Annotated in this window: 23 protein-coding genes and 4 pseudogenes; 21 read left to right on the top strand and 6 right to left on the bottom strand. The window is 68.6% G+C overall.

Translation table 11 applies throughout. The annotated features are described in order from the left end of the window. The first annotated feature begins 30 nt into the window (after positions 1-30). Entirely contained in the window at positions 31-894 is an 864-nt protein-coding gene (locus tag SSOG_RS37400) for a helix-turn-helix transcriptional regulator (protein WP_009719490.1), read from the top strand. A 185-nt stretch (positions 895-1,079) separates the two neighbouring features. Here SSOG_RS37400 and SSOG_RS37395 read toward each other — a convergent pair whose 3' ends face one another. Next, positions 1,080-1,412, bottom strand: a complete 333-nt coding sequence (locus tag SSOG_RS37395) for a type II toxin-antitoxin system PemK/MazF family toxin (RefSeq protein WP_039939610.1) — start codon at positions 1,410-1,412, stop codon at positions 1,080-1,082. Between the two features lie 166 nt (positions 1,413-1,578). On the opposite strand from SSOG_RS37395, the pseudogene SSOG_RS58660 reads away from it, so the two are divergent. Continuing rightward, a pseudogene (locus SSOG_RS58660) lies at positions 1,579-2,373 on the top strand (IS701 family transposase); the annotation flags it as partial. A 103-nt stretch (positions 2,374-2,476) separates the two neighbouring features. Continuing rightward, positions 2,477-2,803, top strand: coding sequence for a hypothetical protein (locus tag SSOG_RS58655; protein WP_050800078.1), 327 nt, complete (start codon positions 2,477-2,479; stop codon positions 2,801-2,803). A gap of 73 nt (positions 2,804-2,876) precedes the next feature. Here SSOG_RS58655 and SSOG_RS49550 read toward each other — a convergent pair. Next, positions 2,877-3,232: pseudogene (locus SSOG_RS49550) on the bottom strand (transposase); the annotation flags it as partial. 107 nt (positions 3,233-3,339) lie between these two features. Here SSOG_RS49550 and SSOG_RS56720 point away from each other — a divergent pair. After that, positions 3,340-4,197, top strand: a complete 858-nt coding sequence (locus SSOG_RS56720; protein WP_009719486.1) for an MmyB family transcriptional regulator — start codon at positions 3,340-3,342, stop codon at positions 4,195-4,197. 499 nt (positions 4,198-4,696) lie between these two features. Continuing rightward, positions 4,697-4,909 carry a hypothetical protein gene (locus SSOG_RS37385; protein ID WP_039939609.1) on the top strand — a complete coding sequence of 71 codons (213 nt, stop codon included), beginning with the start codon at positions 4,697-4,699 and terminating at the stop codon, positions 4,907-4,909. Positions 4,910-5,956: 1,047 nt separating this feature from the next. Here the strand turns inward: SSOG_RS37385 and SSOG_RS37380 are convergent. Further along, complete coding sequence (locus tag SSOG_RS37380) at positions 5,957-7,294, bottom strand: RICIN domain-containing protein (protein ID WP_039939608.1); 1,338 nt, start codon at positions 7,292-7,294, stop codon at positions 5,957-5,959. 100 nt (positions 7,295-7,394) lie between these two features. Continuing rightward, positions 7,395-8,825 carry an endo-1,4-beta-xylanase gene (locus tag SSOG_RS37375; RefSeq protein ID WP_009719480.1) on the bottom strand — a complete coding sequence of 477 codons (1,431 nt, stop codon included), beginning with the start codon at positions 8,823-8,825 and terminating at the stop codon, positions 7,395-7,397. A gap of 794 nt (positions 8,826-9,619) precedes the next feature. On the opposite strand from SSOG_RS37375, the gene SSOG_RS37370 reads away from it, so the two are divergent. Beyond that, positions 9,620-11,089 (top strand): non-reducing end alpha-L-arabinofuranosidase family hydrolase, encoded by a 1,470-nt coding sequence (locus SSOG_RS37370; RefSeq protein ID WP_039939606.1) that lies wholly within the window; start codon positions 9,620-9,622, stop codon positions 11,087-11,089. 344 nt (positions 11,090-11,433) lie between these two features. On the opposite strand, the gene SSOG_RS57985 is transcribed toward SSOG_RS37370, so the two are convergent. After that, the gene (locus SSOG_RS57985) at positions 11,434-11,661 is read right to left on the bottom strand and encodes an LLM class flavin-dependent oxidoreductase (protein ID WP_483754817.1); all 228 of its coding nucleotides are present in this window, start codon (positions 11,659-11,661) and stop codon (positions 11,434-11,436) included. 17 nt (positions 11,662-11,678) lie between these two features. Between SSOG_RS57985 and SSOG_RS37360 the strand changes: the two are divergent. From SSOG_RS37360 to SSOG_RS49525, 3 genes and pseudogenes are all read left to right on the top strand, one after another. Further along, positions 11,679-11,948: pseudogene (locus SSOG_RS37360) on the top strand (nitroreductase family protein); the annotation flags it as partial. A 213-nt stretch (positions 11,949-12,161) separates the two neighbouring features. Then, positions 12,162-12,689 carry a cupin domain-containing protein gene (locus SSOG_RS37355; RefSeq protein WP_009719476.1) on the top strand — a complete coding sequence of 176 codons (528 nt, stop codon included), beginning with the start codon at positions 12,162-12,164 and terminating at the stop codon, positions 12,687-12,689. A gap of 183 nt (positions 12,690-12,872) precedes the next feature. Beyond that, positions 12,873-13,585 (top strand): annotated as a pseudogene (locus SSOG_RS49525) (ATP-binding protein). A gap of 27 nt (positions 13,586-13,612) precedes the next feature. Here SSOG_RS49525 and SSOG_RS57980 read toward each other — a convergent pair. Further along, a complete protein-coding gene (locus tag SSOG_RS57980) occupies positions 13,613-13,759 on the bottom strand; it encodes a hypothetical protein (protein ID WP_208867402.1) in 147 nt (48 codons plus the stop codon). Positions 13,760-13,951: 192 nt separating this feature from the next. Between SSOG_RS57980 and SSOG_RS37345 the strand changes: the two genes are divergently transcribed. The 12 genes from SSOG_RS37345 to SSOG_RS37295 all read left to right on the top strand — a co-directional run bounded on the left by SSOG_RS37345 (position 13,952) and on the right by SSOG_RS37295 (position 23,455). Next, positions 13,952-14,719: an IclR family transcriptional regulator gene (locus tag SSOG_RS37345; protein WP_009719474.1), complete on the top strand. Its 768-nt coding sequence runs from the start codon at positions 13,952-13,954 to the stop codon at positions 14,717-14,719. A gap of 25 nt (positions 14,720-14,744) precedes the next feature. After that, positions 14,745-15,269, top strand: coding sequence for a carboxymuconolactone decarboxylase family protein (locus SSOG_RS37340; protein ID WP_245606461.1), 525 nt, complete (start codon positions 14,745-14,747; stop codon positions 15,267-15,269). After that, the gene (locus tag SSOG_RS37335) at positions 15,266-16,234 is read left to right on the top strand and encodes a VOC family protein (protein ID WP_009719472.1); all 969 of its coding nucleotides are present in this window, start codon (positions 15,266-15,268) and stop codon (positions 16,232-16,234) included. The genes SSOG_RS37340 and SSOG_RS37335 overlap by 4 nt, the downstream gene beginning before the upstream one ends. Continuing rightward, positions 16,231-17,055 (top strand): sugar phosphate isomerase/epimerase family protein, encoded by an 825-nt coding sequence (locus tag SSOG_RS37330; RefSeq protein WP_039939604.1) that lies wholly within the window; start codon positions 16,231-16,233, stop codon positions 17,053-17,055. The genes SSOG_RS37335 and SSOG_RS37330 overlap by 4 nt, the downstream gene beginning before the upstream one ends. 74 nt (positions 17,056-17,129) lie before the next feature. Continuing rightward, the gene (locus SSOG_RS37325) at positions 17,130-18,476 is read left to right on the top strand and encodes an MFS transporter (protein WP_009719470.1); all 1,347 of its coding nucleotides are present in this window, start codon (positions 17,130-17,132) and stop codon (positions 18,474-18,476) included. Positions 18,477-18,485: 9 nt separating this feature from the next. Further along, entirely contained in the window at positions 18,486-18,941 is a 456-nt protein-coding gene (gene aroQ, locus SSOG_RS37320; RefSeq protein ID WP_009719469.1) for a type II 3-dehydroquinate dehydratase, read from the top strand. Then, positions 18,938-19,069 carry a hypothetical protein gene (locus SSOG_RS57645; RefSeq protein ID WP_281048148.1) on the top strand — a complete coding sequence of 44 codons (132 nt, stop codon included), beginning with the start codon at positions 18,938-18,940 and terminating at the stop codon, positions 19,067-19,069. Before aroQ ends, SSOG_RS57645 begins: the two co-directional genes overlap by 4 nt. Next, positions 19,066-19,965, top strand: a complete 900-nt coding sequence (locus tag SSOG_RS37315) for a shikimate dehydrogenase (protein ID WP_009719468.1) — start codon at positions 19,066-19,068, stop codon at positions 19,963-19,965. Before SSOG_RS57645 ends, SSOG_RS37315 begins: the two co-directional genes overlap by 4 nt. A 10-nt stretch (positions 19,966-19,975) precedes the next feature. Next, entirely contained in the window at positions 19,976-20,881 is a 906-nt protein-coding gene (locus tag SSOG_RS37310) for an acetaldehyde dehydrogenase (acetylating) (RefSeq protein ID WP_009719467.1), read from the top strand. Further along, complete coding sequence (dmpG, locus tag SSOG_RS37305; RefSeq protein WP_009719466.1) at positions 20,878-21,909, top strand: 4-hydroxy-2-oxovalerate aldolase; 1,032 nt, start codon at positions 20,878-20,880, stop codon at positions 21,907-21,909. The genes SSOG_RS37310 and dmpG overlap by 4 nt, the downstream gene beginning before the upstream one ends. After that, positions 21,906-22,694: a 2-keto-4-pentenoate hydratase gene (locus SSOG_RS37300; protein WP_009719465.1), complete on the top strand. Its 789-nt coding sequence runs from the start codon at positions 21,906-21,908 to the stop codon at positions 22,692-22,694. The genes dmpG and SSOG_RS37300 overlap by 4 nt, the downstream gene beginning before the upstream one ends. Beyond that, on the top strand, positions 22,691-23,455 hold the full coding sequence (locus tag SSOG_RS37295) for a 2-keto-4-pentenoate hydratase (protein ID WP_039939602.1): 765 nt from the start codon (positions 22,691-22,693) through the stop codon (positions 23,453-23,455). Before SSOG_RS37300 ends, SSOG_RS37295 begins: the two co-directional genes overlap by 4 nt. Positions 23,456-23,618: the final 163 nt, after the last annotated feature.

Here is a 23,618-nt window from a genome sequence, read left to right as displayed (position 1 = left end):
CCGCCTGCGGACAGGGCCTATGGTGAAGGGGTGGACACGATCGATCTGCGCACTGAGATCAAGGAATTCCTGCGCTCGCGTCGCGCGCGGATCGCGCCCGAGCGGGCCGGACTGCCCGCCTACGGCGGCATCCGCCGGGTCAAAGGTCTGCGTCGCGAAGAGGTAGCTCTGCTAGCAGGGGTATCGGTCGACTACTACGTGCGTATGGAGCGCGGCAGCCTCACCGGCGCCTCCGACGGGGTGCTCGACGCGTTGGCCTCTGCCTTGCAACTTGACGAGGCCGAGCGCGATCACCTATTCCACCTTGCGCGGCAGTCCAGGGCACCCAGCGGTCCACGCCGCCGGCGACCGGCCGTGACGGTGCGTCCGGCGCTTCAGCAGGTGCTCGACGCCATCACCGATGCGCCGGCTTGGATTTGCAACGGCCGTTATGACGTGCTGGCCATGAATCAACTTGCCCGCGCGCTGTATTCACCGGTGCTGGCCGACACGCGACGGCCGGCGAACACCGCGCGGTTCGTGTATCTAGATCCCGAAGCGGCAAAAACGTTTTTCGTCGACTATGACCGAATCGCCTGCGATGTGGCCGCGAAGCTACGCATGGAAGCCGGCCGCAATCCGCACGACGAGGAGCTGATCGCCCTAGTCGGTGAATTAGCAACAAGCAGTGAACTATTTCGGCAGCGGTGGGCATCTCAGGACGTTCGGCTCCACCGGTCCGGACGCAAGCGTGTACACCATCCGGTAGTGGGCCAGCTCGACCTGGACGTCGAGTCGATGGAGATGCCTGCCGAACCCGGCCTGCTCCTGAACGTCTACACCGCGCCCGCTGGCACGGCGACCGCGGACGGTCTGGCCCTATTGGCGTCGTGGGCGGCCAGCCAGGAAGGCTAGCGACCGAGATTCAAGCACTCAGCTGATATTCCAACCTTTTCAGTCCGTCTGACAGGGGCTAATCCTCCAGCCGTAGATCGTGAACTCGATGGTGAGGGGCGCCGAGGAGACAGGTGGCCGGTGTCGATCATCTGGACGAGATCGACCACGCCAGCGGGGTGTCCGTTCCTTCTCCGCCTACCCGACTACTCGAGTCCACCGAGACGGAGGGCGACCTCAATCTCGCTGAGCTTCGCGGAGGGCAAGGCGCCCGCCCGCTCGATCAGGTCGTCCCGGGACACGGTGGTCAGCCACGTGCAAGGGGTAAAGCCCGGACGCGGGAACGCGAACCGCAGCACGCCTTCAAAGGGCAGTCCTTCCATGGCGCCTACTGCCACTTCGACGCCCAGACCGCTGATGTCGACGCCCGCCGGAGCGACGACCTGCATCACCTGGATCCCGGACGCGTCGTCTCCCGACAGCAGTACGACCGGCCGCCGCTCGTCGAACTCGACCCACCAGACTTCGCCACGTTGCACATGTCCTCCTGACACAGGACGGCAGGCGGACGCTGCGCGACCCTGACGCGCTGTGGAGACAGGTGCGGCCACCGTTGATCATCGGTGTGTGAAGACAAACGATCATGCGGTGGCCGCAGGTCACAGCATAGACCCTGCCCGCTGGCAGGAGGCGTTCGATGGCCTGATGAGCCGGATCGCGGGCCGCTTCGCGCGGGTCGAACCCCGGCGCCGGGTGCGGCGGTTGGTGCTCGGGCTGTTGTCGGACCTGCCGCGCAAGAACTGCTGGACCATCGCCGAGTGGGCCGGGGAGAGGACCCCGGACGGCATGCAGCACCTGCTGGGGCGGGCCAAGTGGGACGCCGACCAGGTACGCGACGACCTGCGCGACCACGTGGTGGAGCACCTGCACGACGACCAGGCGGTGCTGGTGGTCGACGAGACCGGGGACGTGAAGAAGGGCACCGGCACGGTCGGCGTCCAGCGCCAGTACACCGGCACCGCGGGCAGGATCGAAAATGCCCAGGTCGCCGTCTACCTGGTCTACGCCGGTCGGCGCGGGCACGGGGCAGTGGACCGGGAACTGTACGTCCCGCGCTCCTGGACGGCCGACCCCGACCGCTGCCGGGATGCCGGACTCGGCCAGGACACCGCCTTCGCGACCAAGCCGGAACTGGCCACCCGCATGATCACCCGGTTCCTGGACGCCGGCCACCACATTTCGTGGGTCGCGGGCGACGAGGTCTACGGCGGCAACCCGAAACTGCGCGCCGCACTGGAGAAGCGCGGCACCGGCTACGTGCTGGCCGTCGCCTGCTCGGCCGAAGTCTGGGAAGTTCCGCGCGGACGCCCTGGCCAAGAAGCTCCCGAAGCGGGCCTGGCAGAAGCTGTCCGCCGGAGCGGGAGCCAAGGGGCACCGCTTCTACGACTGGGCCGCCATCGACCTGGCCGACCCCGCCCCCGGCAGCCGCCAGCTGCTGATCCGCCGCAACCGCACCACCGGCGAACTCGCCTACTACCGCTGCTACGCACCCCGGCCCGTGCCCCTGACCACCCTGGTGCGGGTCGCTGGATCAAGGTGGCGAGTGGAAGAGACGTTCCAGTCCGGCAAGGGCCTGGCCGGACTGGACGAGCACCAGGTCCGCCGCTATGCGTCCTGGTCCCGCGGGGTCACCCTGGCCATGCTCGCCCATGCTTTCCTCGCTGCCGTCCGCGCCGACGAGTATGCCCGCCACCCCGCACCAGACACCCTCATACCGCTCACCTGCAACGAAATCCAGCGCCTGTTCATCACTCTCGTTATCCGCCCCGACCACGACACGGCCCACCGGCTCGGCTGGTCCCACTGGCGACGCCGCCACCAGACCCGTTCCCAGGCCAGCCACTACCGGCGACAAGCCACTCAACCATGAAGATCACGATGTACGGCTGGAGTACTAACACAAAATCGGCCTGGGCACCTACCGGTGGGTGGTCGAGCGATGGTGGGACGATGCCGCGGGCGCGGACCTGGTCGCGGTTGACGTCCTGGTCGTAGCCGCGGTCGGCGAACAGCGAGTCGGGTCTGCGTCGGGGGTGTCCGACGCGGCCGCGCACGGGCGGGACGGCATCGAGCAAGGGCAGGAGCTGAGTGACGTCGTTGCGGTTGCCGCCGGTCAGCAGGACGGCGAGCGGGGTGCCGTGACCGTCGGTGATCACGTGCTTCGACCCGGCCCGGCCCCGGTCGACCAGCGACGGGCCCGCGTGGAGCCCCCCTTTAGCGCCCTGACGTGCGAGGAGTCGACCACACACCTCGACCAGTCCAGCCGCGCGACCGCGTTGCGCTCGGCCAGGAGCACTTCGCGTCGCTGTCCCCCGGCACCGCCTCACCCACAACCCCGCACGCCCCGCCGTCCTGCCCCGACCACCCACCACCGAGCGGCGAGCACTCGCCCTCCACTGGCACGACGTGCACCTCAACGAAGGGGTGCTCTACGTCCGTTACACCCTCTCGCCGGCTCGTCTCGGGGAGTTCCCCGTGGGCGTGTTCAGCGCCGACTGGACCTTGCTGTCCTGGACTCCGGCATGGGCGGTGCTGTTGGGCGACCCCAGCGGGCGGACACACACCGGGCGGAATCTGGTGCGAGCGGTCTTCGCCTCAGGGCCCAGAGGGCTCGCCGCCTGGCCCGTGCAACAGGACGGCGACGCCCTGCACTTCGCCCTCGTCGCCGATCTGCGTGCTGCTCTCGTCACCTATCCCCGCGACCGTGGACTGGTTGAGCTCGTGGAGGAACTGCGCTGCCCCGCTTGGCACACTTTTTCTTCTAGTGAGACCTCCGCGGACTGTCTCACTGCGGCGACACAGAGCCGGATACGGCGCTCATACTCTGGGAGCGCCCTATCTGCCGACGGACGCCAAGGGGCTTTGCCGCACCTTGACGCAGGCTGTCCATGGCGACCAGACATACGCGCGCGAGATGCCTGCGGAAACCGGCCCGGAGAGATCACCAGTGGTCTGCCCCACCCCTGCCGCATGGGGAGCACGACGCCGTGCTCCCACCCGGGAAGGGGGTCAGGAGCCGACAAGGGGTTCTTACGCCTCTCGATGCAGAGAGCATATCGGGCACCGTTGACACGTCTGCGAGTTGGGAGCACGAGGACCCCCAGAGGGCCCCACTTGCCCCCAGCCCGGAAACGGTCAAGGCCGTTCCCGCTACCTGCGGAAATGGCCTCCGACCTGCGAAAACGCTGGTCGCGACGACAAGATTCGAACCTGCGCCCCCTTGCCCCCAGCGGCGCGGCAATTTTCCTTTATGTTCGGCTTTAAGGTCATGGGCGGATCTGTCGCGCCATCAGGCTCCATACGCCGCCGCATGCGGAAGTGGTCAAGTGGCAACAGAGTGTGCGCCACAAGTGCCGCCGACCGGTCCCCCGGCACACCGATGGCGTCAGCAAGGGAGTCGATGTTCCGCGAGCTGCTCGCTGTGCTCCGCAAGCGTCCGCCCGGCGCGGAACGCTTCCGCTTCCAGGTCCCGCAGCCGCTCGTCATGCGTCGCGGCCTCATTCACCAGGCCCACCATCCTGACAGAGACGTGGCATACGTCACCGGACTCGTTGCGGGTGTGACATGTGGGGGACGCGTGGCGCAGTCGGAGTGAGGCGGCTGATTATCGGCGGGTCGGATCCGCGGGCTCTCCATGTCCGTGGATCTCTTTCTCTGTACGGGCGGAGAGCCCTCCTTGTACCGGAGTCCGCGCCGATGCCGGACCGCGGTTGTGGTCCCGGTCGTCTCACACAAGAGATCCCTGACGAAGGAAGCGTGCATTATGAGCTACAACGCCCAGATCGAGACCCGCGAGATATCCGACGCCGACCTGGACGGCGTTGCCGCCGGCGCGGCCGGTCTGGCCCTGCAGGGCGGCTACCCGGGCCACCTGGAGGGCATCGGCGGCGCAGAGCTGGCCGGTCACAGCGTCACGGTGGACGGTGCGGCGAACCTGCAGAGCGGCCAGGCAGGCCTCAGCGTCAACGCCGTCTGATCAGCCGCAAAGGCTGAACATCCTCGAGGCCTGAAGACCCTCGGCCACACTGTCGCCGAGAGGGTTTCGTCATACGCAGGGCGCCTCGCGGCTGTTTGCGTGGGCCTCACAGTGGCCGGTGACGTCGGTCACCGTTCCGTACCGGGTATGACGTTGTATGACGTTCGGTGCGCTGGTGCCGCTGTGGAGGGTGCATCGGTGAGGCGGATCCGCAACGATTTCCCCGTGCTTGCGGATCCGCCCCCGGCGCGGACCAGGCAAGGCCCGTCCGCGCCGGGCCTCCCCAGGCCGCACGCCTGCGCTGCTCCCGCCGCCCGCGTATCCTGTGGTCCCAAACTGGCCCCGGGAACGCCCGGTCGGTTGGAGTGAACCGCACCCTCTCCTTACCAAGTTGCCGCTCCAGCACCATCAGCTGGTGGCGCAGGGCAAGGATCTCCGCGTCCTTGTCGCGGTCGCTCATCGGTAGCAGCCGCAGCGCGGCGAACGCGTGGGTCACAGCCAGGTAGCCCAGTCGCCGTAGCACGGTCGACCATCATCCCGCAACGCCTCGATAGTGCCGTTCAATTCGGCGTTGGCGTGCTCGACACAGATCCGCTCCGAGGACTGCCGTCGGCGCATCTCCCGCCAGGCGTACTACTCGCCGAGCGGCGCGTCGGGATGACGGCTGTGCCGTTGCCGGCGAAGACGGCGTTGGAAGCGGCGGTGAACTTGCTGTCCCCGGCCACCATGGATGAGGAACGGAAGCACCCAGCCCTGTCGCCGAGGTCCATGAGCAGATTGCGGGCGAGCTGGGTGACCCATGCCCCGGTCGGGTGGGCAGTGACACCCAGAACGTGAACGCGCCGGGTGACGATCTCCATGACGAAAAAGACATGGAGACGTCTGAGGGAGATGGTCTCCACGTGCATGAAATCGCGGGCGGGCAGAGTGTGGGCCTGCGCGCGGAGGAACGCGCGCCAGGTTTGCTGGGATCTCGCTGCGGTGCGATAGACGTCGACGGGAGTGGAGCCAGGATTGCTCCTGGCTCCACTCCGTGGTGCGGGCGTGTCACTGGAACTGTGCGAAGAACCTCCAGATCTCTGCTTTGGTCCAGGTGGCGGCGCCGTTGTCGCCGCCGGAGCCGTCGACCGGACCCGGTGCGTGGCCTCCGTCGAACGCGGCCCACTGGACCGGGTATCCGGCACGGCAGCCGGAGTAGGTGGTGGTGATGTGCGTTCGGCTGCCCGGCGCGGGCTCGCGCGGGCTCTGGGCGGCGCAGCCGTTGTTGCGGACGAACCTGTCGCGCAGGGACCGTCCTTGCGCGATGTTGAGGACGGAGTCGCTGACCCCGTGGATTCCGAAGTAGGCGATGGGCTGGGTGCCGCCACTGCAGCCGCTGATCTCAGCACCGGATATGACCGCGACGGCCCTGAAGACGTTCGCCCGGCTGCATGCGAGTGCGTAGCTCATACCGCCGCCCCAGCTGAATCCCGTGGCGAAGCGCTGTGCCGGGTTGACACAGAGGCCGCCCTCGATCCGCCGGATCATGTCGTCGACGAAGGTGATGTCCTCACCGCCCGAATTGGCCCAGCCGTTGCCGAGGCCCTGGGGGGCAACGAGGATCGCGCCGTTGTTCGACTGTTCCTGTTGGCCGTAGTAGGACCAGGCGTTCCCGCTCGTGCCGCCCGAGGCGACGTCGCCGGCGGTTCCACCCCGCCAGTGGAACGCGAAGATCAGCCGGTAGCGGTGGCTGTTGTCGTAGTTGGCAGGAACTCTGAGGATGAAGCTGCGGCTCTTGCCGCCGCTCTGAATCGTGTGCGTACCGCTCGTCAGAGTCGGGGCGCTGCCGCATCCGCCACCGCCACCGCCACCGCCACCGCCACCGCCACCGCCACCGCCACCGGACGATAGCTTGATCATCTGCCATTGCTGGTTGGCGCCGCCCCAGTCGGTGTACTGGACGACGTTGCCGCCGTCGGCGGTGGAGGCGCCTTGCACCTCCACCGCCTTGCTGCTGGTGCGGTTGATCAGCCGGACGTGGCCCGCGTCGGAGTCGGCCAGGCGGAACTGCTGATTGTCCCCGTTGTGGTCGGCCCACTGCTGGATTGCGGCACCGTCTGCGGTCGAGGCGCCGGCCACGTCGAGAACCTTGTCCGCATGCCGGGCCTTGAGGCGGTAGAAGCCGTCGCCGGAGTCCACGAACTGCCACTGCTGGTTGGCTCCGTCGTTGCGCGTCCACTGGCTGACCCGCGCGCCGTCGGCGGTGGACGCGCCAGAGACGTCCAGCGCCTTGCCGCTGTTGCGATTGACCAGGACATACCACGCATGGGTGTCCACCGTCGCCGCCTCGGCGGGCGCCGGATTCACCGCGGCGAGCATGCCGATCGCGAGCGTCGTCGCTACCACGGCGGCGACCCGGGACCACCAGCGATGTCTTCGTGGAGGGGCGTGGGAAGCCGCACCGTAGGTCTTCATCGATTCACCCTTTCGCTTGTGGCAGGTCCCATCAGGTGCGGGTCCAGCGTTGGTTGCTGCCATTCGAGCAGGAGTAGAGCTGGATCAGGGTGCCGTTGGCGGTGCCGCCTGCGACGGCGTCGAGGCAGAGGCCGGACTGGACACCCACGATGGATCCGTCCGAGTTGAGGCGCCATTTCTGGTTGTCGCCGCCCCAGCAGCTGTAGATCTGGACTTTGGTGCCGCTGCCGGTGCCGGCGGCGTCCAGGCACTTGTTGCCGTAGGCCCTGAGCTCGCCGGCGGTGGTGTACGTCCACTGCTGGTTGGTGCCGTTGTGGCAGTCCCACAGGTGGAGCTGGGTGCCGTCGGTGGTACTGGTGTCGGGCACGTCCAGACACCGGCCCGAGCCGACGCCCTTGATCGGTCCGGAATCCGAAGGGGGCGTAGGGGACCCGCCGTTGAGTGCGTTGAGGACGGCGGTGTACGCAGGCTTCTTGCTGCCGTTGCCGTTGAACAGCAGCGGCGTGTGCTCCGGTCGCCAGGAGTCGGTGTCGCGCACACCCCAGACGGTGATGCCGAGGCAGCGCGGGACGGCCAGGCAGTCGTTGGTCACGTTGGCGTAGGTCGTGGCCGAGGCGCCCTGGATGTCGAGTTCGGTGATGGCCACGTCGACGCCGAGGGCGGCGAAGTTCTGCAGGGTGGTGCGGAAGTTGCTGTTGTAGGGGCTGCCGCTGTTGAAGTGCGACTGGAAGCCGACGCAGTCGATCGGCACGCCGCGCTGCTTGAAGTCTCGGACCATGGAGTACATGGCCTGGGTTTTGGCCCAGGTCCAGTTCTCGACGTTGTAGTCGTTGTAGCAGAGCTTGGCTGCCGGGTCGGCGGCACGCGCGGTGCGGAAGGCGACCTCGATCCAGTCGTTGCCGGTGCGTTGCAGGTTGGAGTCGCGCCGGGCTCCCGAACTGCCGTCGGCGAAGGCCTCGTTCACGACGTCCCACTGGGCGATCTTGCCCTTGTAGTGGGCCATCACGCCCTTGATGTGGTCGATCATCGCCTGGCGCAGCGTGCTGCCGCTGAGGCTCTGCATCCAGCCGGGCTGCTGGGAGTGCCAGGCCAGGGTGTGGCCGCGCACCTGCTTGCCGTTCTGCACCGCCCAGTTGTAGACGCGGTCACCGGCGGTGAAGTTGAACTGGCCTCGCTGCGGTTCGGTGGCGTCGATCTTCATCTCGTTCTCGGCCGTCACCGAGTTGAACTCACGGCCCGCGATCGTCGTGTACGCCGAGTCGCCCAGCCTACCCGAGGCGATGGCGGTGCCGAAGTAGCGGCCGCTCTGCGCCGCCGCGGCGCCGAGCGTGTTCTCCGCGGCCTGTGCGGTCGGCGGCGCGACCAGTGCGGCGACCGCACCGAGGACGCCGACGACCAGCGCTAACAGCAGGCCGCGGATCTTCCGGCGGATAGCGGGTCCGGGAAGGGCATACGAGCCCATGACTATGCCTCCAAGGTAGAAATCACGGAAGGACTGAAGCGCGGGGGAATGCGTCGTCCGCTCCCACTCGGCAGCCGGACGGCGGTGTTTCGACACAGGCATGGGGCTCCTCCATCGCGGCTCAGCCGGGGGACCGCCACGCGGCGTCGCGTACCTCTCCAACTGCGCGAAGAGCCAGGGGCGCTGGTGCGAACCCCACCGGAACGAAACGAGGTGGCGCAGGTGCTCTGGTGCGCGGATCTGTCGTTCAGCTGTGCGTGGATCTGCCGTGCAGCACAGATTGCTCAGGGCCAATGTGGTTCGATATCTCGAACTATGGCGGGTTCTCCGGCAGGGAGATTGAAGGATTGACGATGGATCGTCAATACTCCCCGCAGAAGAAGTTTCCGTTCCTCGCCCGAAACTTTCCGGAATCCGGCGAGCCGGACGGCGAACCCCCGGCGCCGCCGTCGGCGGATGCCGTAGGGCTGGGGCCGGGGCCGGGGCCGGGACGAGTGTGCGGACGCCGCTTGCTCGGCTTCCCTCCTCCGCGTGTACGCCTTGGAGTGGCGAGCTGCATCGCAAACTCCGGAGCGCTACCGGTCGGCGCGACAGCTTGCCAAGCCCAAAGGGGAGGCGCTGTTTGTGGACAGATTCGGCGACAGGCCTTGACCAGAGGTCCCCACATTCCTAGCTTGTGGCGTCAAAGCTTCCGGAAATTCTTCGAAACGTTCCGAGATTGACCCGCCCCCCGGCACGTCCGGGCCGCGGTTCATCGGGGTCACCTCACCCCCGCCCCCAAAGGAGGCCCTCTGATGTGGTTTCGCCACCCGTCCCCGGTCCGTCCAAGACGCTTACTCGCCGTCCTTGCGCCCTTGCTGCTCGTGGCCACCTTCCTCGGTGCCCAGCCCGCCGGCGCGGCGACCGTAGACCCCAACGCCTCGTATGTGCTGGTCAACCGCAACAGCGGCAAGGCCCTGGATGTCTACAACATGGCGACCGACGACGGCGCCCGCATCACCCAGTGGACCAGGAACGATCAGAAGCAGCAGCAGTGGCAGTTCGTCGATTCCGGAGACGGCTACTACCGCATCAAGTCCCGCCACTCGGGCAAGGTGCTGGACGTCTCCAACTGGTCCACCGCGAACGGCGGCTCGATCGTCCAGTGGGCCGACCTGAACGGCACCAACCAGCAGTGGCGGCTGGCCGACAGCTCGGATGGCTACGTGAGGTTCATCTCGCGCCACAGCAACAAGGCCCTCGAAGTACAGGGCGCCTCCACCGCCGACAACGCGAACACCGTCCAGTACGACGACTGGGGCGGCACCAACCAGCAGTGGCAGCTCGTCAAGGTCGGCGGCGACACCTCCGGCCCGTGCGATCTTCCGTCGACATACCGCTGGACATCAACGGGCGCGCTGGCGCAGCCCAAGCCGGGGTGGGTCTCACTCAAGGACTTCACCGTCGTCCCCTACAACGGCAGGCAACTCGTCTATGCGACGACGCACGACACGGGGACGCGTTGGGGTTCGATGAACTTCGGCCTGTTCACCAATTGGTCGGAGATGGCCTCGGCCAGCCAGAACACGATGCCGGCTTCCACCGTCGCGCCCACGCTCTTCTACTTCGCGCCGAAGAACATCTGGGTGCTCGCCTACCAGTGGGGCGGGACCGCCTTCTCCTACCGGACGTCGAGCGACCCCACCAACCCGAATGGCTGGTCATCCCAGCAGGTGCTCTTCTCCGGAAGCATCCCCGGCTCCGGAACAGGACCCATCGACCAGACGCTCATCGGTGACGGGACGAACATGTACCTGTTCTTCGCCGGTGACAACGGCAAGATCTACCGGGCCAGTATGCCGATCGGGAACTTCCCGGGCAGCTTCGGCACGACCTCGACAGTGATCATGAGCGATACGACGAACAACCTGTTCGAAGCCCCGCAGGTTTACAAGCTACAGGGCCAGAACCGCTACCTCATGATCGTCGAGGCGATCGGCTCGCAGGGCCACCGCTACTTCCGCTCGTTCACGGCCACCAGTCTGAACGGCTCATGGACACCCCAGGCCGCGACCGAGAGCAACCCCTTCGCCGGCAAGGCCAACAGTGGCGCCACCTGGACCAACGACATCAGCCATGGCGAACTGATCCGTACCGGCCCCGACCAGACCATGACCGTCGATCCCTGCCATCTGCAGTTGCTCTACCAAGGGCGCAGCCCCAACTCCGGCGGCGACTACGGCCTCCTGCCCTACCGTCCGGGTCTGCTGACACTGCAGCGCTGACGGCGTGACACGAGTCCGGCTCCGGTATGGAGCCGGCGTGGCGGGCTCGGCGGAAGGCCGAGCCCGCCCGGGTCACGCGACAAGGGGTCGGCACCGTATGTCTCGGCCGGATCGCCGTTGTAGGGGTCCAGCAGGACGGACTCGGAGCCGAGCAGGCGCAGCTGTTCGATGTCGGCCATGACCTGATCGATCGTGCCCTCACCGACCGGCCGATCGGGACGGGTGACCGGTGTGTCGGTGAGGCGTAGCACCACGCGCGGGGCCAGGGCGGGTACGGGCCTTCCCTGCTCCTCAGCGGCACTCCGCATCCGTTCCATCGCCTCCCGCAGCCAGCTGAGAGTGAATCAGGCCGGATGCCACGCCTCGCCGTACCGAACCGCCCGGCGCAGTGCGGCGTCGCTCATGCCGCCGACCCAGATCGGTATGCCACCACTGCTGTGGTCCGCGTCGTCCTCCCAGGCGGTCCGTATCTGCTGCAGGTGTTGGTCGGTCAGCTTGCCCCGCAGGTGGAACGGGATCCCGAGTGCCTCGTACTCCTGCCGTGCCCATCCGATGCCGACGCCGAGGACCAGCCGTCCCCCGCTGAGCTGAGTTCCACGAGGAGCTGCCGCGGCTGCTGCCGTTCGCGCCCGACGCGAAGGACACGCACTTCGCGAAGCGGCCCGTACGCGAGGAGGCCGCCAGGCTCAACGGGGCGCTCCAGGCCGCGTACTTCCTCATCGGCGTGCGGGCGGCCGGGCTGGCCGCCGGGCCCATGACCGGGTACGACGCCGACGGCCTGCGCAAGGAGTTCCTCGACGACGACCACGCCCCGCTGATGGTCGTCAACATCGGCCGCCCGGGCCCCAACGCCTGGTAACCCCGGCTGCCCCGACTGGCCTACGACGACGTCGTCACCGCGGTCTGAACCGCGGCCCGCCCCGCCGACCTTCACGAGAAGTGGAGGCAGCCTCGCCACCGATCCGGCCCGCACGCCCATCTGCGGCAACGCCGCAGACCGGGGCGTCGGACACCGGCCCACCTCTCCCAAAACGATGTCGCGGTCTCAAGCCGCCCTCGCGAAAGGAACCACATGTCCTACCCCGACCCGCGCTACTTCAGCGACAAGGGCGCGGTCAGCGCGCTGCACCGCCCCGCGCCCCAGCAGCCCGACACCGACTTCGTCGGCGCCTCCAGCATCAATTACGTGGCCACCCCGGAGACCACCGGCGGCGAGTACGGCCTCTACAAGGTCGACATGGGGCCGAAGACCATGGGCGCCAAGGAACACTTCCACCGGACGATCTCGGAATCCTTCTACGTCATGTCCGGCGAGGTCGAGTTCTACAACGGCGAACGCTGGATCACCGGCGGGGAGGGAGACTTCCTCTACGTCCCCGCAGGCGGCCTGCACGCCTTCCAGAACGACTCCGACGAGCCCCTGTCCATGCTGATGATCTTCTCGCCGGGCGCACCTCGCGAGGAGTACTTCGAGAAGGCCGCCGAGTACGTGGAACGCAACCGCGAAGAACTCAAAGCCTTCCAGGTGCGACACGACACCTACTTCACCGACATGCTCGACAGCCAGACACCCACCCGAGAGGGCCCGCCAGCTCGCTGACGGGCCCTCTTCGCCGACTCCGTCCTTCACCGACTGGGAAGCCGTGGAACATCACATACTCGAGCGAGCACCTGGTCAAGCTGACCGAGCACCACAAGGGCGGCCGCTCGTGGACGCCGAGCTGTGGGCAGGAAAGGTCGGTCGGGTGATGGCCCAGCGTTCAGACGGAACCAGCGAGCACCCGTGATCCGGGTAGTGGTGGTGGACGACGAGGCCTTGGTGCGCTCCGGTTTCCGGCTCATACTCAACGCGGCCGACGACATCGAGGTTGTCGCGACCACCACGGGCGCGAAAGCGGCTGGCACCGTGCGCCAGGACGACCGCACCAGGACCGTCGTCTACTTCTTCTACACACTCGCCACTGCCGCCTCCCCCGTCCTGCTGGGCCGGCTCGTCCAGGCACGGCGGGACCTGGCTCGTCGGCTGGTCGAGATCGAGGAAGCCCGCGAACGCAGCTTGATCGCCGTGCAGGCCGGCGATTCTGCAAGTCGCCGCGAAGGAAACGGCGTTCAAGGAAGGCGCCCGCACCATCCGCTCGCTCAGCGTCGACACCCTCGACGAGCTGCGCCACATGGTCACCTTGCTGCGCGCCTCCGGCGGACGCACCACCGAACTCACCCCGCAGCCCACCCTCACCGACCTCCGCCGGCAGGTCACGACCAGTGGCATCGACACCGAGCTGACCGGCCCACTCGGCCCTCCCTTCCTCGCCCCGGCTCCCACCCGGGCCTGATCGGCCTCAGGAACGCGCCGAACTCCTTAACGGCACCTTGGAGTCCGGCCCCACCGCCCCAGGGCGGGTACGAGTGCGCCTCGGACAGCACTGGGACTCCCGATCAGCGGCATCGGCACCCGGACTCCGGGTATCACCGAGATACAGGTCGAAGGGGCAATGAGTTGATCTTGGTCCCCTCGGTGCCTGTTCAGCTCCCCGGCTCATCCTCGGCAAGGATGCGGTAGACGGTGTCGCAGTCGGCCTTGGGGCGCCCGCCGTGGCGGCCGCGCTCGCGAGCGAAGGCCTGGCCTTCCAGAGACCTCTCCCGGATGCACTCGCGCTCGGGCTCGGCCATGCCGGCGACACCCTGCCCATCCCAGTCTTGAGCGAGACTCTGGACACCAGCGTCACCGCAGCATTCCAATGGACCCGCCGGGCTGCTCGCAGCTGGAACACCCACCTACGGCGAGAGCTACGGGTGACGCGGGTCTGTCCAGTGAACGGCGTCTCTGGAGATGTCCGGGTTCAAGCGGTGAACGGAGGGACCATGGCCGAGATTTCGGGGCGCTCAGTAACGAGCAAGGTCGTCGCGCTTTTCGACGCCTTCGGCCCTGACTCCCCTGAGCTCACCCTCAACGAGCTCAGCGCCCGCACCGGGCTGCCGCTGTCGACGGCGCACCGGCTGGCCACCGAGCTCGTCGCGTGGGGCGGACTGGAGCGCTGTGACGGTGCCGGCTACCGGGTCGGGCTGCGCATGTGGGAGCTCGGATCGCTCGCCCCTCGCGGCGAGTCGCTGCGCGACGTCGCCCTCTCGGTCATGCAGGACCTGTTCGAGGGGACCAAGGAGAACGTTCATCTCGCCGTCTGCCAGGACAGTCAGGCGCTCTACATAGAGAAGATCTCCGGGGCCGGTGCGCTGCTGGTGAAGTCGCGCCGCGGCGGGCGCCTGCCGCTGCACGCCACCGGGGTCGGCAAGGTGCTGTTGGCTCATGCGCCCAAAGAGGTGCAGGCCAATGTGCTGGCGGGGCCACTGGCGCGCTTCACCCGACACACCATCGTCGAACCCGGCCGGCTCGTCCGGGTCCTCGACGACGTACGCGGGACGGGCGTCGCCTTCGCCTACGAGGAGCTCACACTGGGGTCACTGTCGGTCGCCGCGCCCATTCGAGACGCCTCGGGAGCGGTTGTCGCGGCACTCGATGTCGTCCTGCACACCACTGGTGGACGCCCGGAACGGCTGGCGCCCGCCGTGCGCACCGCCGCCATCTCCATTTCCCGCTCGCTACGTGACCAGCAGATTCGCTCCCATCCCTGACTTTTCCGCCCTGCACTCCCGCTCAATGGGAACGCAGGCTTTCGCCACACCTGCCGCAGCCACGACTGTGACCTTTGCCACCGAAACGGGAAGGTCACCCATGACTGGCAGTACACCGGACGCCGAGGGCGCGGTCCCCACCACGGAGCAGCAGCACGAGATCGACCATTACCTGCAGACGTACCGCGAGATGGCGGGCTTCGTGCCACCGCGTATCCAGGCCCGTTTCGACAGCCTGGGCCGGACGAACCCAGAGCTGCTGCTCGCGCAGGAGAAGGTCCGCAACCTCGTCACCTACACCGATGTGCTGGATCAGAAGACCGTCCAGCTGATCCTTTTCGCAGTGCTGGCGGTGCAGCTGCGGGACGCGGCGAAGATCCACGGACATGCGGCCCGGCGGGCCGGGGCGAGCTGGGAAGAGCTGCAGGCTGCGATCAACCTCGCCTACCTCTTCGGTGGGGTCTCGATCGCCAATCACGCGCCGTCCATCCTGGAGGGTGTCGCCGAGCTGGAAGCCAAGGCCATCGCTGAGGAAGGCACGGTGCGATGAGCAGCCACCCGGAGCCGATGTACGACATCGCCCAGCTCGGCCACGCCGAGCTGCTCACTCCCCGGCTCGAGGAGTCCGTCGCGTTCTTCACCGAGGTCTACGGGCTGACCCTCGTCGGCGAGGACCCCGGTCGGGCGCACCTGCGTGCCTGGAACGACGACGTCCTGACCTCACTCACCCTGACGGGCGCCCCCGAGGCAGGTCTGGGCCACGTGGCGTGGCGGGCGACCAGCCCGCAGGCCCTCGAGCGACGCGTCGCCGCGCTGGAGAAGCACGGCGTCGAGGGCGCCTGGCATGACGGCGACTTCGGCCACGGCAAGGCCTACCGCTACACCGGCGTCGGCGGGCACATCCAGGAGGTGTACTTCGAGACCGAGAAGTACGTGCCGCCGCCCGGCGAGGCGCCGGCCCTTCCGAACCAGCCGCAGCGCTTCGCCCCCAAGGGCGCCGCTGCTGCGCGCATCGACCACATCAACCTGCTGGTGCCGGACGTCGCCGAGGCGAGCCGCTTCCAGCAGGAGGTCCTCGGGTTCAAGCCGCGTGAGCGGCTCGTCCCCGCCGGGGGCGACGAGGTCGGCGCTTGGCTGTCGGTCATGACGAAGGCCCACGACCTCGCGCTCACGAAAGAACCCGCCCCCACCACCGGACGGCTGCACCACCTGGCCTACGCCGTGCCCGAGACCTCGGATGTGATCCGCGCCGCCGACATCTTCCTCGAGAACGACGTGTTCATCGAGTTCGGCCCCGCCAAGCACTCGCGCACTCAAGGCTTCTTCCTCTACGTGTACGAGCCCGGCGGCAACCGGGTCGAAGTGTTCACCGGCGGGATCCACATCTTCGCGCCGGACTTCGAGACCGTCACGTGGGACACCGAGTCGAAAGGCCGCGGCACCGCATGGGGCCTGGGCGTGCCGGAGTCGTTCCACACCCACGCGACCCCGCCCTTCGGAGGGGCGCCCGCGTGACCGGGCTGACCGCGAGCTACGTGACGCTCCACGGGGCCGGGTTCACCGATCCCGCGCGCACTCCTTTCGCCGCGCGGGCCGCCGCTGCCGCGAGGGCGGGATTCACCGGGATCGGTGTGCAGTTCGCCGACCTCGCGGCGCACGGCGGGGTCGGTGCCGTGCGCACCGTGGCCGCCGATGCCGGGCTCGCCGTCACCGAGGCCGAGTTCCTCGGTGGGTGGGCGCTCGCCGAGTCGGTTGCGGCGCCGTCGGACGCCGAGGTCACGCTCGCCGAGGCTGCGCGGGCCTGGGGGCCGCTCCGGGTCACCTCCGGCGAGTTCGCCGCCGGACCGGCCAATCCCGGACGCGCGGCCGACCGCCTCGCCGAGCTGGCTGCCCGGTTGGCCCCCCTGGACGTCACCCTGGCGGTGGAGGCATTCGCCTGGGGCGCCCTGTGCGACTATCCCGCGGCACTCGACGTGGTCCGGCGCAGCGGGGCGCCGAACGCGGGGGTGATGATCGACATCTGGCACTGGTTCGCCACCGGTGCCGACGCCGCCGTGCTCCACGACATCGACGCCCGGGAAGTCGCCGGCGTCCAGCTCAACGACGGTCCCCGGGTCCGCCCGGACGACCCGGACATGCTGCACAAGGCCCGTTCGACCCGGTTACTGCCGGGCAGGGGTGAGCTCCCCGTCCGCGCGCTGGTCGCGGAGCTCCGCACCCTCGGCTACACCGGCCCCTGGTCGGTCGAGGTCAACGATCCGTGGTTCCGCGCCCTGCCGGTCGACGAGGCCGCCCGGCAGGCCTTCGATTCCGCCACCGCCGTTCTCAACGGCTGATCCGCGGACCTCCGGTCGCCCCGGCGTGAATCTGTCACAAAATCCAGCTCGAACCTGACACAAGGAAGTGTCTCGTGTCCCATACGAAGACAACGGGCCAAACACCCCAGAAGGCCGCACTCGCGTCTTTCCTGGGCAGCATGGTCGAGTACTACGACTTCTTCATTTACGGATCGGCGTCGGCGCTGGTCTTCAGCCATGTGTTCTTCCCCGACGCCGGCGAGGCCACCGGCACGCTGGCCGCGCTGGCGACCTTCGCGGTCGCCTACATCGCCCGGCCGATCGGCTCGTTCTTCCTCGGCCACTTCGGCGACCGGATCGGCCGCAAGCGCGTCCTGATCTTCACGCTGGCCACCATGGGCGGTTCGACCTTCCTGATCGGCTGCCTTCCCAGCTACTCCGTCATCGGCGTCTGGGCACCGATCCTGCTGGTGCTGTGCCGCGTGGCGCAGGGGTTCTCTGCCGCAGGCGAGCAGAGCGGCGCGAGCTCGATGACCCTCGAGCATTCTCCCGAGGGCAGGCGCGGCTACTTCACCAGCTTCACTCTCTCCGGGACCCAGGCCGGGCTGGTCGTGGCGACACTGGCCTTCATCCCGGTCGCGGCCCTGCCGACCGAGGCCCTCTATTCCTGGGGCTGGCGGGTGCCGTTCTGGGCCAGCGCGATCGTGGTGATCGTCGCGATGATCGTGCGTCGCACGCTGGAGGAGCCGCCCGCCTTCGAGGAAATGAAGGAGAGCCAGGAGGTCGTCAAGTTCCCGCTGATGGTCTTCATTCGCCACTACTGGGGCTCGTTCCTCCGGATCGTCGTCTGCCACCTCTACGCCACGATCTCCACCACCGTGACCGTGTTCGGCCTGGGGTACGCGGTGGAGCAGTGGAACATCTCGCGCTCCTCGATGCTGTGGACGATCGTGATCTCCAACATCGGCCAGGTCGTCACGATCCCGTTGTGGGCCAAGCTGTCGGACAAGATCGGCCGCCGCCCGGTGTTCGCCGTGGGCGCCCTGGGCTGCGCCGGGTCGGTGTTCGTCTACTTCTGGGCCATCACGACCTCGAACTGGTCACTCGTCGTGCTCGCCTCAGTCCTGCTGGGCTCGGTGTGCTACGCCGCGCCGAACGGGGTCTGGCCGTCAATGTACGCGGAGATGTTCGATGCCCGGGTCCGCTACACCGGTTTGGCGGTCTCGACCCAGTTCGCAAACGTGCCCCAGGGCTTCCTGCCCAGCATCGCCGCGCTCATGATCGGCACGGGTGCGTTCGGCTGGGTTCCGCTCGCGATCCTGCTCGCCGTGCTCTGCGTGCTTGCCGCGGCGGCGGCCTTCGCAGGCCGCGAGACCGCCCACGTGCCGTTGGAACAGCTGGGACGCACGCCGCGGACGACCGCAGCGGCCCCCGCAGCCCGCGTGACCACCACCTTGTGAGGAGCCTCCATGCGGCACGGCCGCCTGCTGATCCTGAACGGCCCGAACCTGAACATGCTCGGGACCCGTGAGCCCGCCCTCTACGGTGCCGACACTCTCGCTGACGTCGAGCGGATCACCGCGCAACGCGCAGAGGCGCTCGGATACAAAGCCGACTTCTTGCAGAGCAATTGGGAGGGCGCGCTTGTCGACCGGCTCCACGAGGCGCGCGGGGGCACGGACGGCGTCGTGATCAACCCGGGTGCGTTCACCCACACGTCCGTGGCATTGCGTGACGCGCTGCTCGCCTCCGAACTGCTCATCGCCGAGGTGCACATCACCAACGTGCACAAGCGCGAGGAGTTCCGGCACCACTCCTACGTCTCCGACATCGCCGAGGCGGTCTTCGTCGGAGCCGGGATCCAGGGCTACGTCTACGGGGTCGAGGCGCTGGACCGTGCCCTCGTACGGAAGGACGCCCTATGAGCGCGCTGCGGACCGGCACCATCGGAACCGGGATCGCCGTCAACCACGCCGCCGCGCTTCGGGCGATCCCCGGTGTCGGCCTGGTGGGCGCCGTGCTCGTCTCGGCCGACCCCGAGGGGGCATCGTGACGACTCTGCTGACGGGCCTGATCGGAAGCGGGATCGGGTTCTCGTTGTCCCCTGCGATGCACGAGCGGGAGGCTACAGTCCTCGGCCTTGAGCTGCGCTACGACCTGTGGGACCTCCACGCCCTGGGGGCCTCTCCGGGTGATGTCGGCGGCCTGCTGCTGCGAGCCAGGGATGCCGGCTACCGGGGCCTCAACATCACCCATCCGTGCAAACAGCTGGTCCTCGCGCACCTGGACACCCTGTCCCCTGATGCGGCAGCGATCGGCGCGGTGAACACCGTGGTCATCGGTGAGGACGGCTTCGCGGGCCACAACACCGACTGGACCGGCTTCCGGCGCGGCCTCGTCGACGGGCTCGCGGGCGCCCCGCTGGGCCGGGTCGTCCTCGTCGGCGCGGGCGGGGCGGGCGCCGCGGCAGCCTACGCGCTGCTCGACCTGGGTACTGAGCGACTCGACGTCGTCGACGCCGACCCGGACCGGGCGGCTCGCCTCGCCGCCGACCTCGACCCGGACCGGGTCCGCGGTGGCAGACTCACCGAGCTCCCGACGCTGCTCGGACACGCGCACGGGGTCGTGCACGCAACCCCGGTCGGGATGGCTGGTCACCCCGGCCAGGCAGTGCCCGGCAACTGCCTGCGGCCCGACCTCTGGGTCGCCGAGATCGTGTTCCGGCCGCTCCACACCGCTCTGCTCGCGGCCGCCGCCGAGGCGGGCGCGGTCTTCCTCGACGGCGGCCGGATGAACGCCCACCAGGCCGCCGATGCCTTCCGGCTGTTCACCGGCTTGGAGCCGGATCCCTCGCGGATGTACGCCCACCTGCGCGAACTCGTCGCCCCTGAGGTTTCCCGCGCTCCGCTGAGCGGGGCGCTCTCTCCCCACCCGACCGAGAGGATGTGACGGTCCCACCATGGGACAGCAGAAGATCCCGGCGGCCATAGTCGGCCCCGGGAACATCGGTACCGACCTGCTGGCGAAGCTCGCCCACAGCCCCGTGATCGACGTCCGGTATGTCGTGGGCATCGTCGAGTCCGACGGCCTGGCCCGCGCCCGCGCCCGCGGCATCGAGGCCAGCGCGGAGGGGGTGGACTGGCTACTCCGGCAGAATCCGCTCCCGCAGATCGTGTTCGAGGCAACTTCGGCCAAGGCCCACGCCGCCAGCGCCCCGCGCTACGCGGAAGCGGGCATCCAGGCTGTCGACCTCACCCCGGCGCACCTGGGCCCCATGGTCTCGCCGGCCGTCAACGGCGCCGACCACATCGCGTCGCCCAACATCTCGATGATCACCTGCGGCGGCCAGGCCACGATCCCGATCGTGCACGCCGTCTCCCGGATCACACCGGTGTCCTATGCGGAGATCGTCGCATCCATCGCCTCCCGCTCGGCGGGGGCGGGCACCCGCGCGAACATCGACGAGTTCACGCACACCACCGGGCAGGCCGTGGCCGAAGTCGGTGGCGCGACCCGTGGCAAGGCGATCATCATCCTCAACCCGGTCGAGCCGCCGATGATCATGCGGGACACCGTGTTCTGCATGATCGGCGGCGACGCCGACCGAGCAGCGATCACCGCCTCGGTCCACGAGATGGTCGCGGCGGTACAGGAATACGTGCCCGGCTACACGCTGCGCGCCGAGCCCCAGTTCGACGAGCCGACCGAGGCCTGGGGTGGGCACGCCCGGGTAGCGGTGTTCCTCGAGGTGAAGGGCAACGGCGACTACCTGCCGCCCTTCGCCGGGAACCTCGACATCATGACCGCCGCGGCTGCCCGGATCGGCGAGCTGATGGCCCGCGCCAAGCTGGAGGCCTCCGCATGACCCGCCCCGTGCTGCGCGACGACGTCCGCATCATCGACACCACCTTGCGCGACGGCAGCCACGCCGTGGCGCACCGCTTCACCGAAACCCAAGTTCGCGACACGGTCCGCGCGCTGGACGCCGCCGGGGTGGAGTGGATCGAGGTCAGCCACGGCGACGGCGTCGGCGGCTCCTCATTCAACTACGGCTTCTCCGGCACCGACGAGATGAGCCTGATCAACGCCGCCCGCGAGGAGGCCCGCCGGGCGAAGATCGCCGTCCTGCTGGTCCCCGGCATCGGCACGGTCGACGACCTCAAACGTGCCCACGACGCCGGCGCCGAGATGGTCCGCGTGGCCACCCACTGCACCGAGGCCGACGTCTCCCCGCAGCATTTCGCCGTAGCCCGGGAGCTGGGCATGGAGACCGCCGGGTTCCTGATGATGGCCCACAAGACCGACCCGGAGAATCTGGCGAAGCAGGCCCGGATCATGGTCGACGCCGGCTGCCAGGCACCGTACGTCACCGACTCCGCCGGCGCTCTGCTCATGGGCGACGCGCGCGCTCGCTTCGAGGCCCTGGTCGCCGAGGTCGGTGACGAGGCCTGGGTCGGTTACCACGGTCACCAGAACATGAGTTTGGGCGTCGCGAACTCCGTGATCGCGCACGAGGCCGGCGTCCGCTACATCGACGGCTCCCTGTGCGCGCTCGGTGCCGGCGCGGGAAACTCCCCCACCGAGGTGCTCGGGGCGGTGTTCGACCGGCTCGGCGTCGCGACCGGGCTCGACGCCGGGCTGCTGCTGGACGCTGCCGAAGAGGTCGTCCGGCCGTACCTGAGCCGGTGGCCGAAGATGGACCGCAACGCGATCGTGCAGGGCTGGGCAGGGGTCTACTCAAGCTTCCTGCTGCACGCCGAGCGTGCGGCCGAGCGGTACAAGGTCCCCGCGCACGCCATCTTGCGCCGCTGCGGCGAGCGCGGCTACGTCGGCGGCCAGGAGGACATGATCATCGACATCGCCATCGGGCTGGCCGAGGAGCAGACCACATGACCGATACGACGGCCAAGGCCCACGCCCTCTACGAGGCCCGGCGCACGCGTACCGCGATCCCGCCGTTCACCGACGCCGAACCCGGTCTCGGCATGGACGACGGCTACGCCGTCCAGCAGGAGCTCGTGCAACTCCTGCTCGCCGACGGCGATCGGGTCGTGGGGCACAAAGTCGGGCTCACCGCTGCCCCGATGCAGAAGGCGCTCGGCATCGACACTCCCGATTACGGACCGGTTCTGGCCTCCACCGCCTACCGCGACGGGGACGCGGTCCCGCTCGACGCGTTCGTGGCACCCAAGGTCGAGGCCGAGATCGTCTTCGTTCTGGGCGACCGGCTCGAGGGCCCGGGTGTCACCGTCACCCAGGCCCGGGCCGCCATCGCGGGTGCCGTGGCCGGGATGGAGATCATCGACTCCAGGATCGCGGACTGGCGGATCAAACTCGCCGACACCGTCGCCGACCTGGCGTCGAACGGCGCCATGGCCACCTCGAGCCGCATCGTGCCTCTCGACGATGGTCCGAACGGCTGGGATCCCCGGCTGGTCGGGATGGTTCTGACCCGCAACGGCGAATTGGTCGACACGGGCGCCGGCGCCGCCGCGCTGGGAGACCCGGTCGCCGTCGTCGCGTGGCTGGCGAACACCCTGGGCGAGCACGGGGTTGCCCTGGAGCCTGGGCACCTGATTCTGACGGGCGCGCTGCACGCGGCCCTTCCCATGAACCCGGGCGACGTGTTCCGGGCCGAGTTCGACCGGCTGGGCCCGGTGACAGTGAGGATCGCATGAGCGTGAACGTAAGCGAGTTGGCCGCCCGGCTGAGCAAGGCCGTTGCGGATCGTACCGCCATCACCAAGCTGACCGACGAGTTCCCCGAACTCGACATCCCCACGGGCTACCGCGTTCAGCGCGAGCTGCGCTCCGCCGCCGGTGAGATCGCCGGCTGGAAGCTCGGGGTCACCTCGCGTGCCAAGCAGGCCCAGGTCGGGGTGGACAGCCCGATCTACGGCTTCCTGCCGGCCGCGGGGGCAGTGGACCTCGGCGAGCCACTGGACACCTCGGCGCTCATCCAGCCGCGCTGCGAGCCGGAGATCGTGTTCACTCTGGGTCGGGACCTCAAAGGCCCGCACGTGACCGCAGCCGATGTCGTCGCCGCCTCGTCGGGGGTCGCCGTCGGTATCGAGGTCCTCGACTCCCGATTCATGGACTACGGCTTCACCATGGCCGACGTTGTCGCGGACAACACCTCGGCGAGCCGGTTCGTCGTCGGGGTGCCGGTCACGACGTCCGGGGTCGACCTGCGCCTGGTGGGCGTCCTCTTGGAGAAGAACGGTGAGGTGGTCGCGACCGCCTCCGGAGCGGCGTCGCTGGGCCACCCGGCAGCCGCGGTCGCCTGGCTCGTCCGGCAGCTCGCCGCCGAGGACGAAGGCCTGGCCGCCGGGCAGATCGTGCTCTCCGGCGGACTCACCGCCGCCGTCCCGGTCAGGCCCGGGGATGTCGTCACCGCGACCATCGATCGCCTCGGCTCAGTAGAGCTTGGCTGCCGGTGACCCAACTGCCCTTGCCGGAAACCTCATCCGTCCTGGTGGGAGCCGGTGCATCGCGCTTCCCGAAAAACGCCAACTCGGCAAGGGCAAGATCCGGTTCACGCCGAGCGATCACGTTCCTGACGGCGCTGCTGCACCGGCTACCACTGCACGTCCTACGAAGGCG

Source organism: Streptomyces himastatinicus ATCC 53653, assembly GCF_000158915.1.
In the GTDB taxonomy this organism is placed as follows: Bacteria; Actinomycetota; Actinomycetes; order Streptomycetales; family Streptomycetaceae; genus Streptomyces; species Streptomyces himastatinicus.
This window is presented reverse-complemented; position numbering and strand designations above follow the sequence as displayed.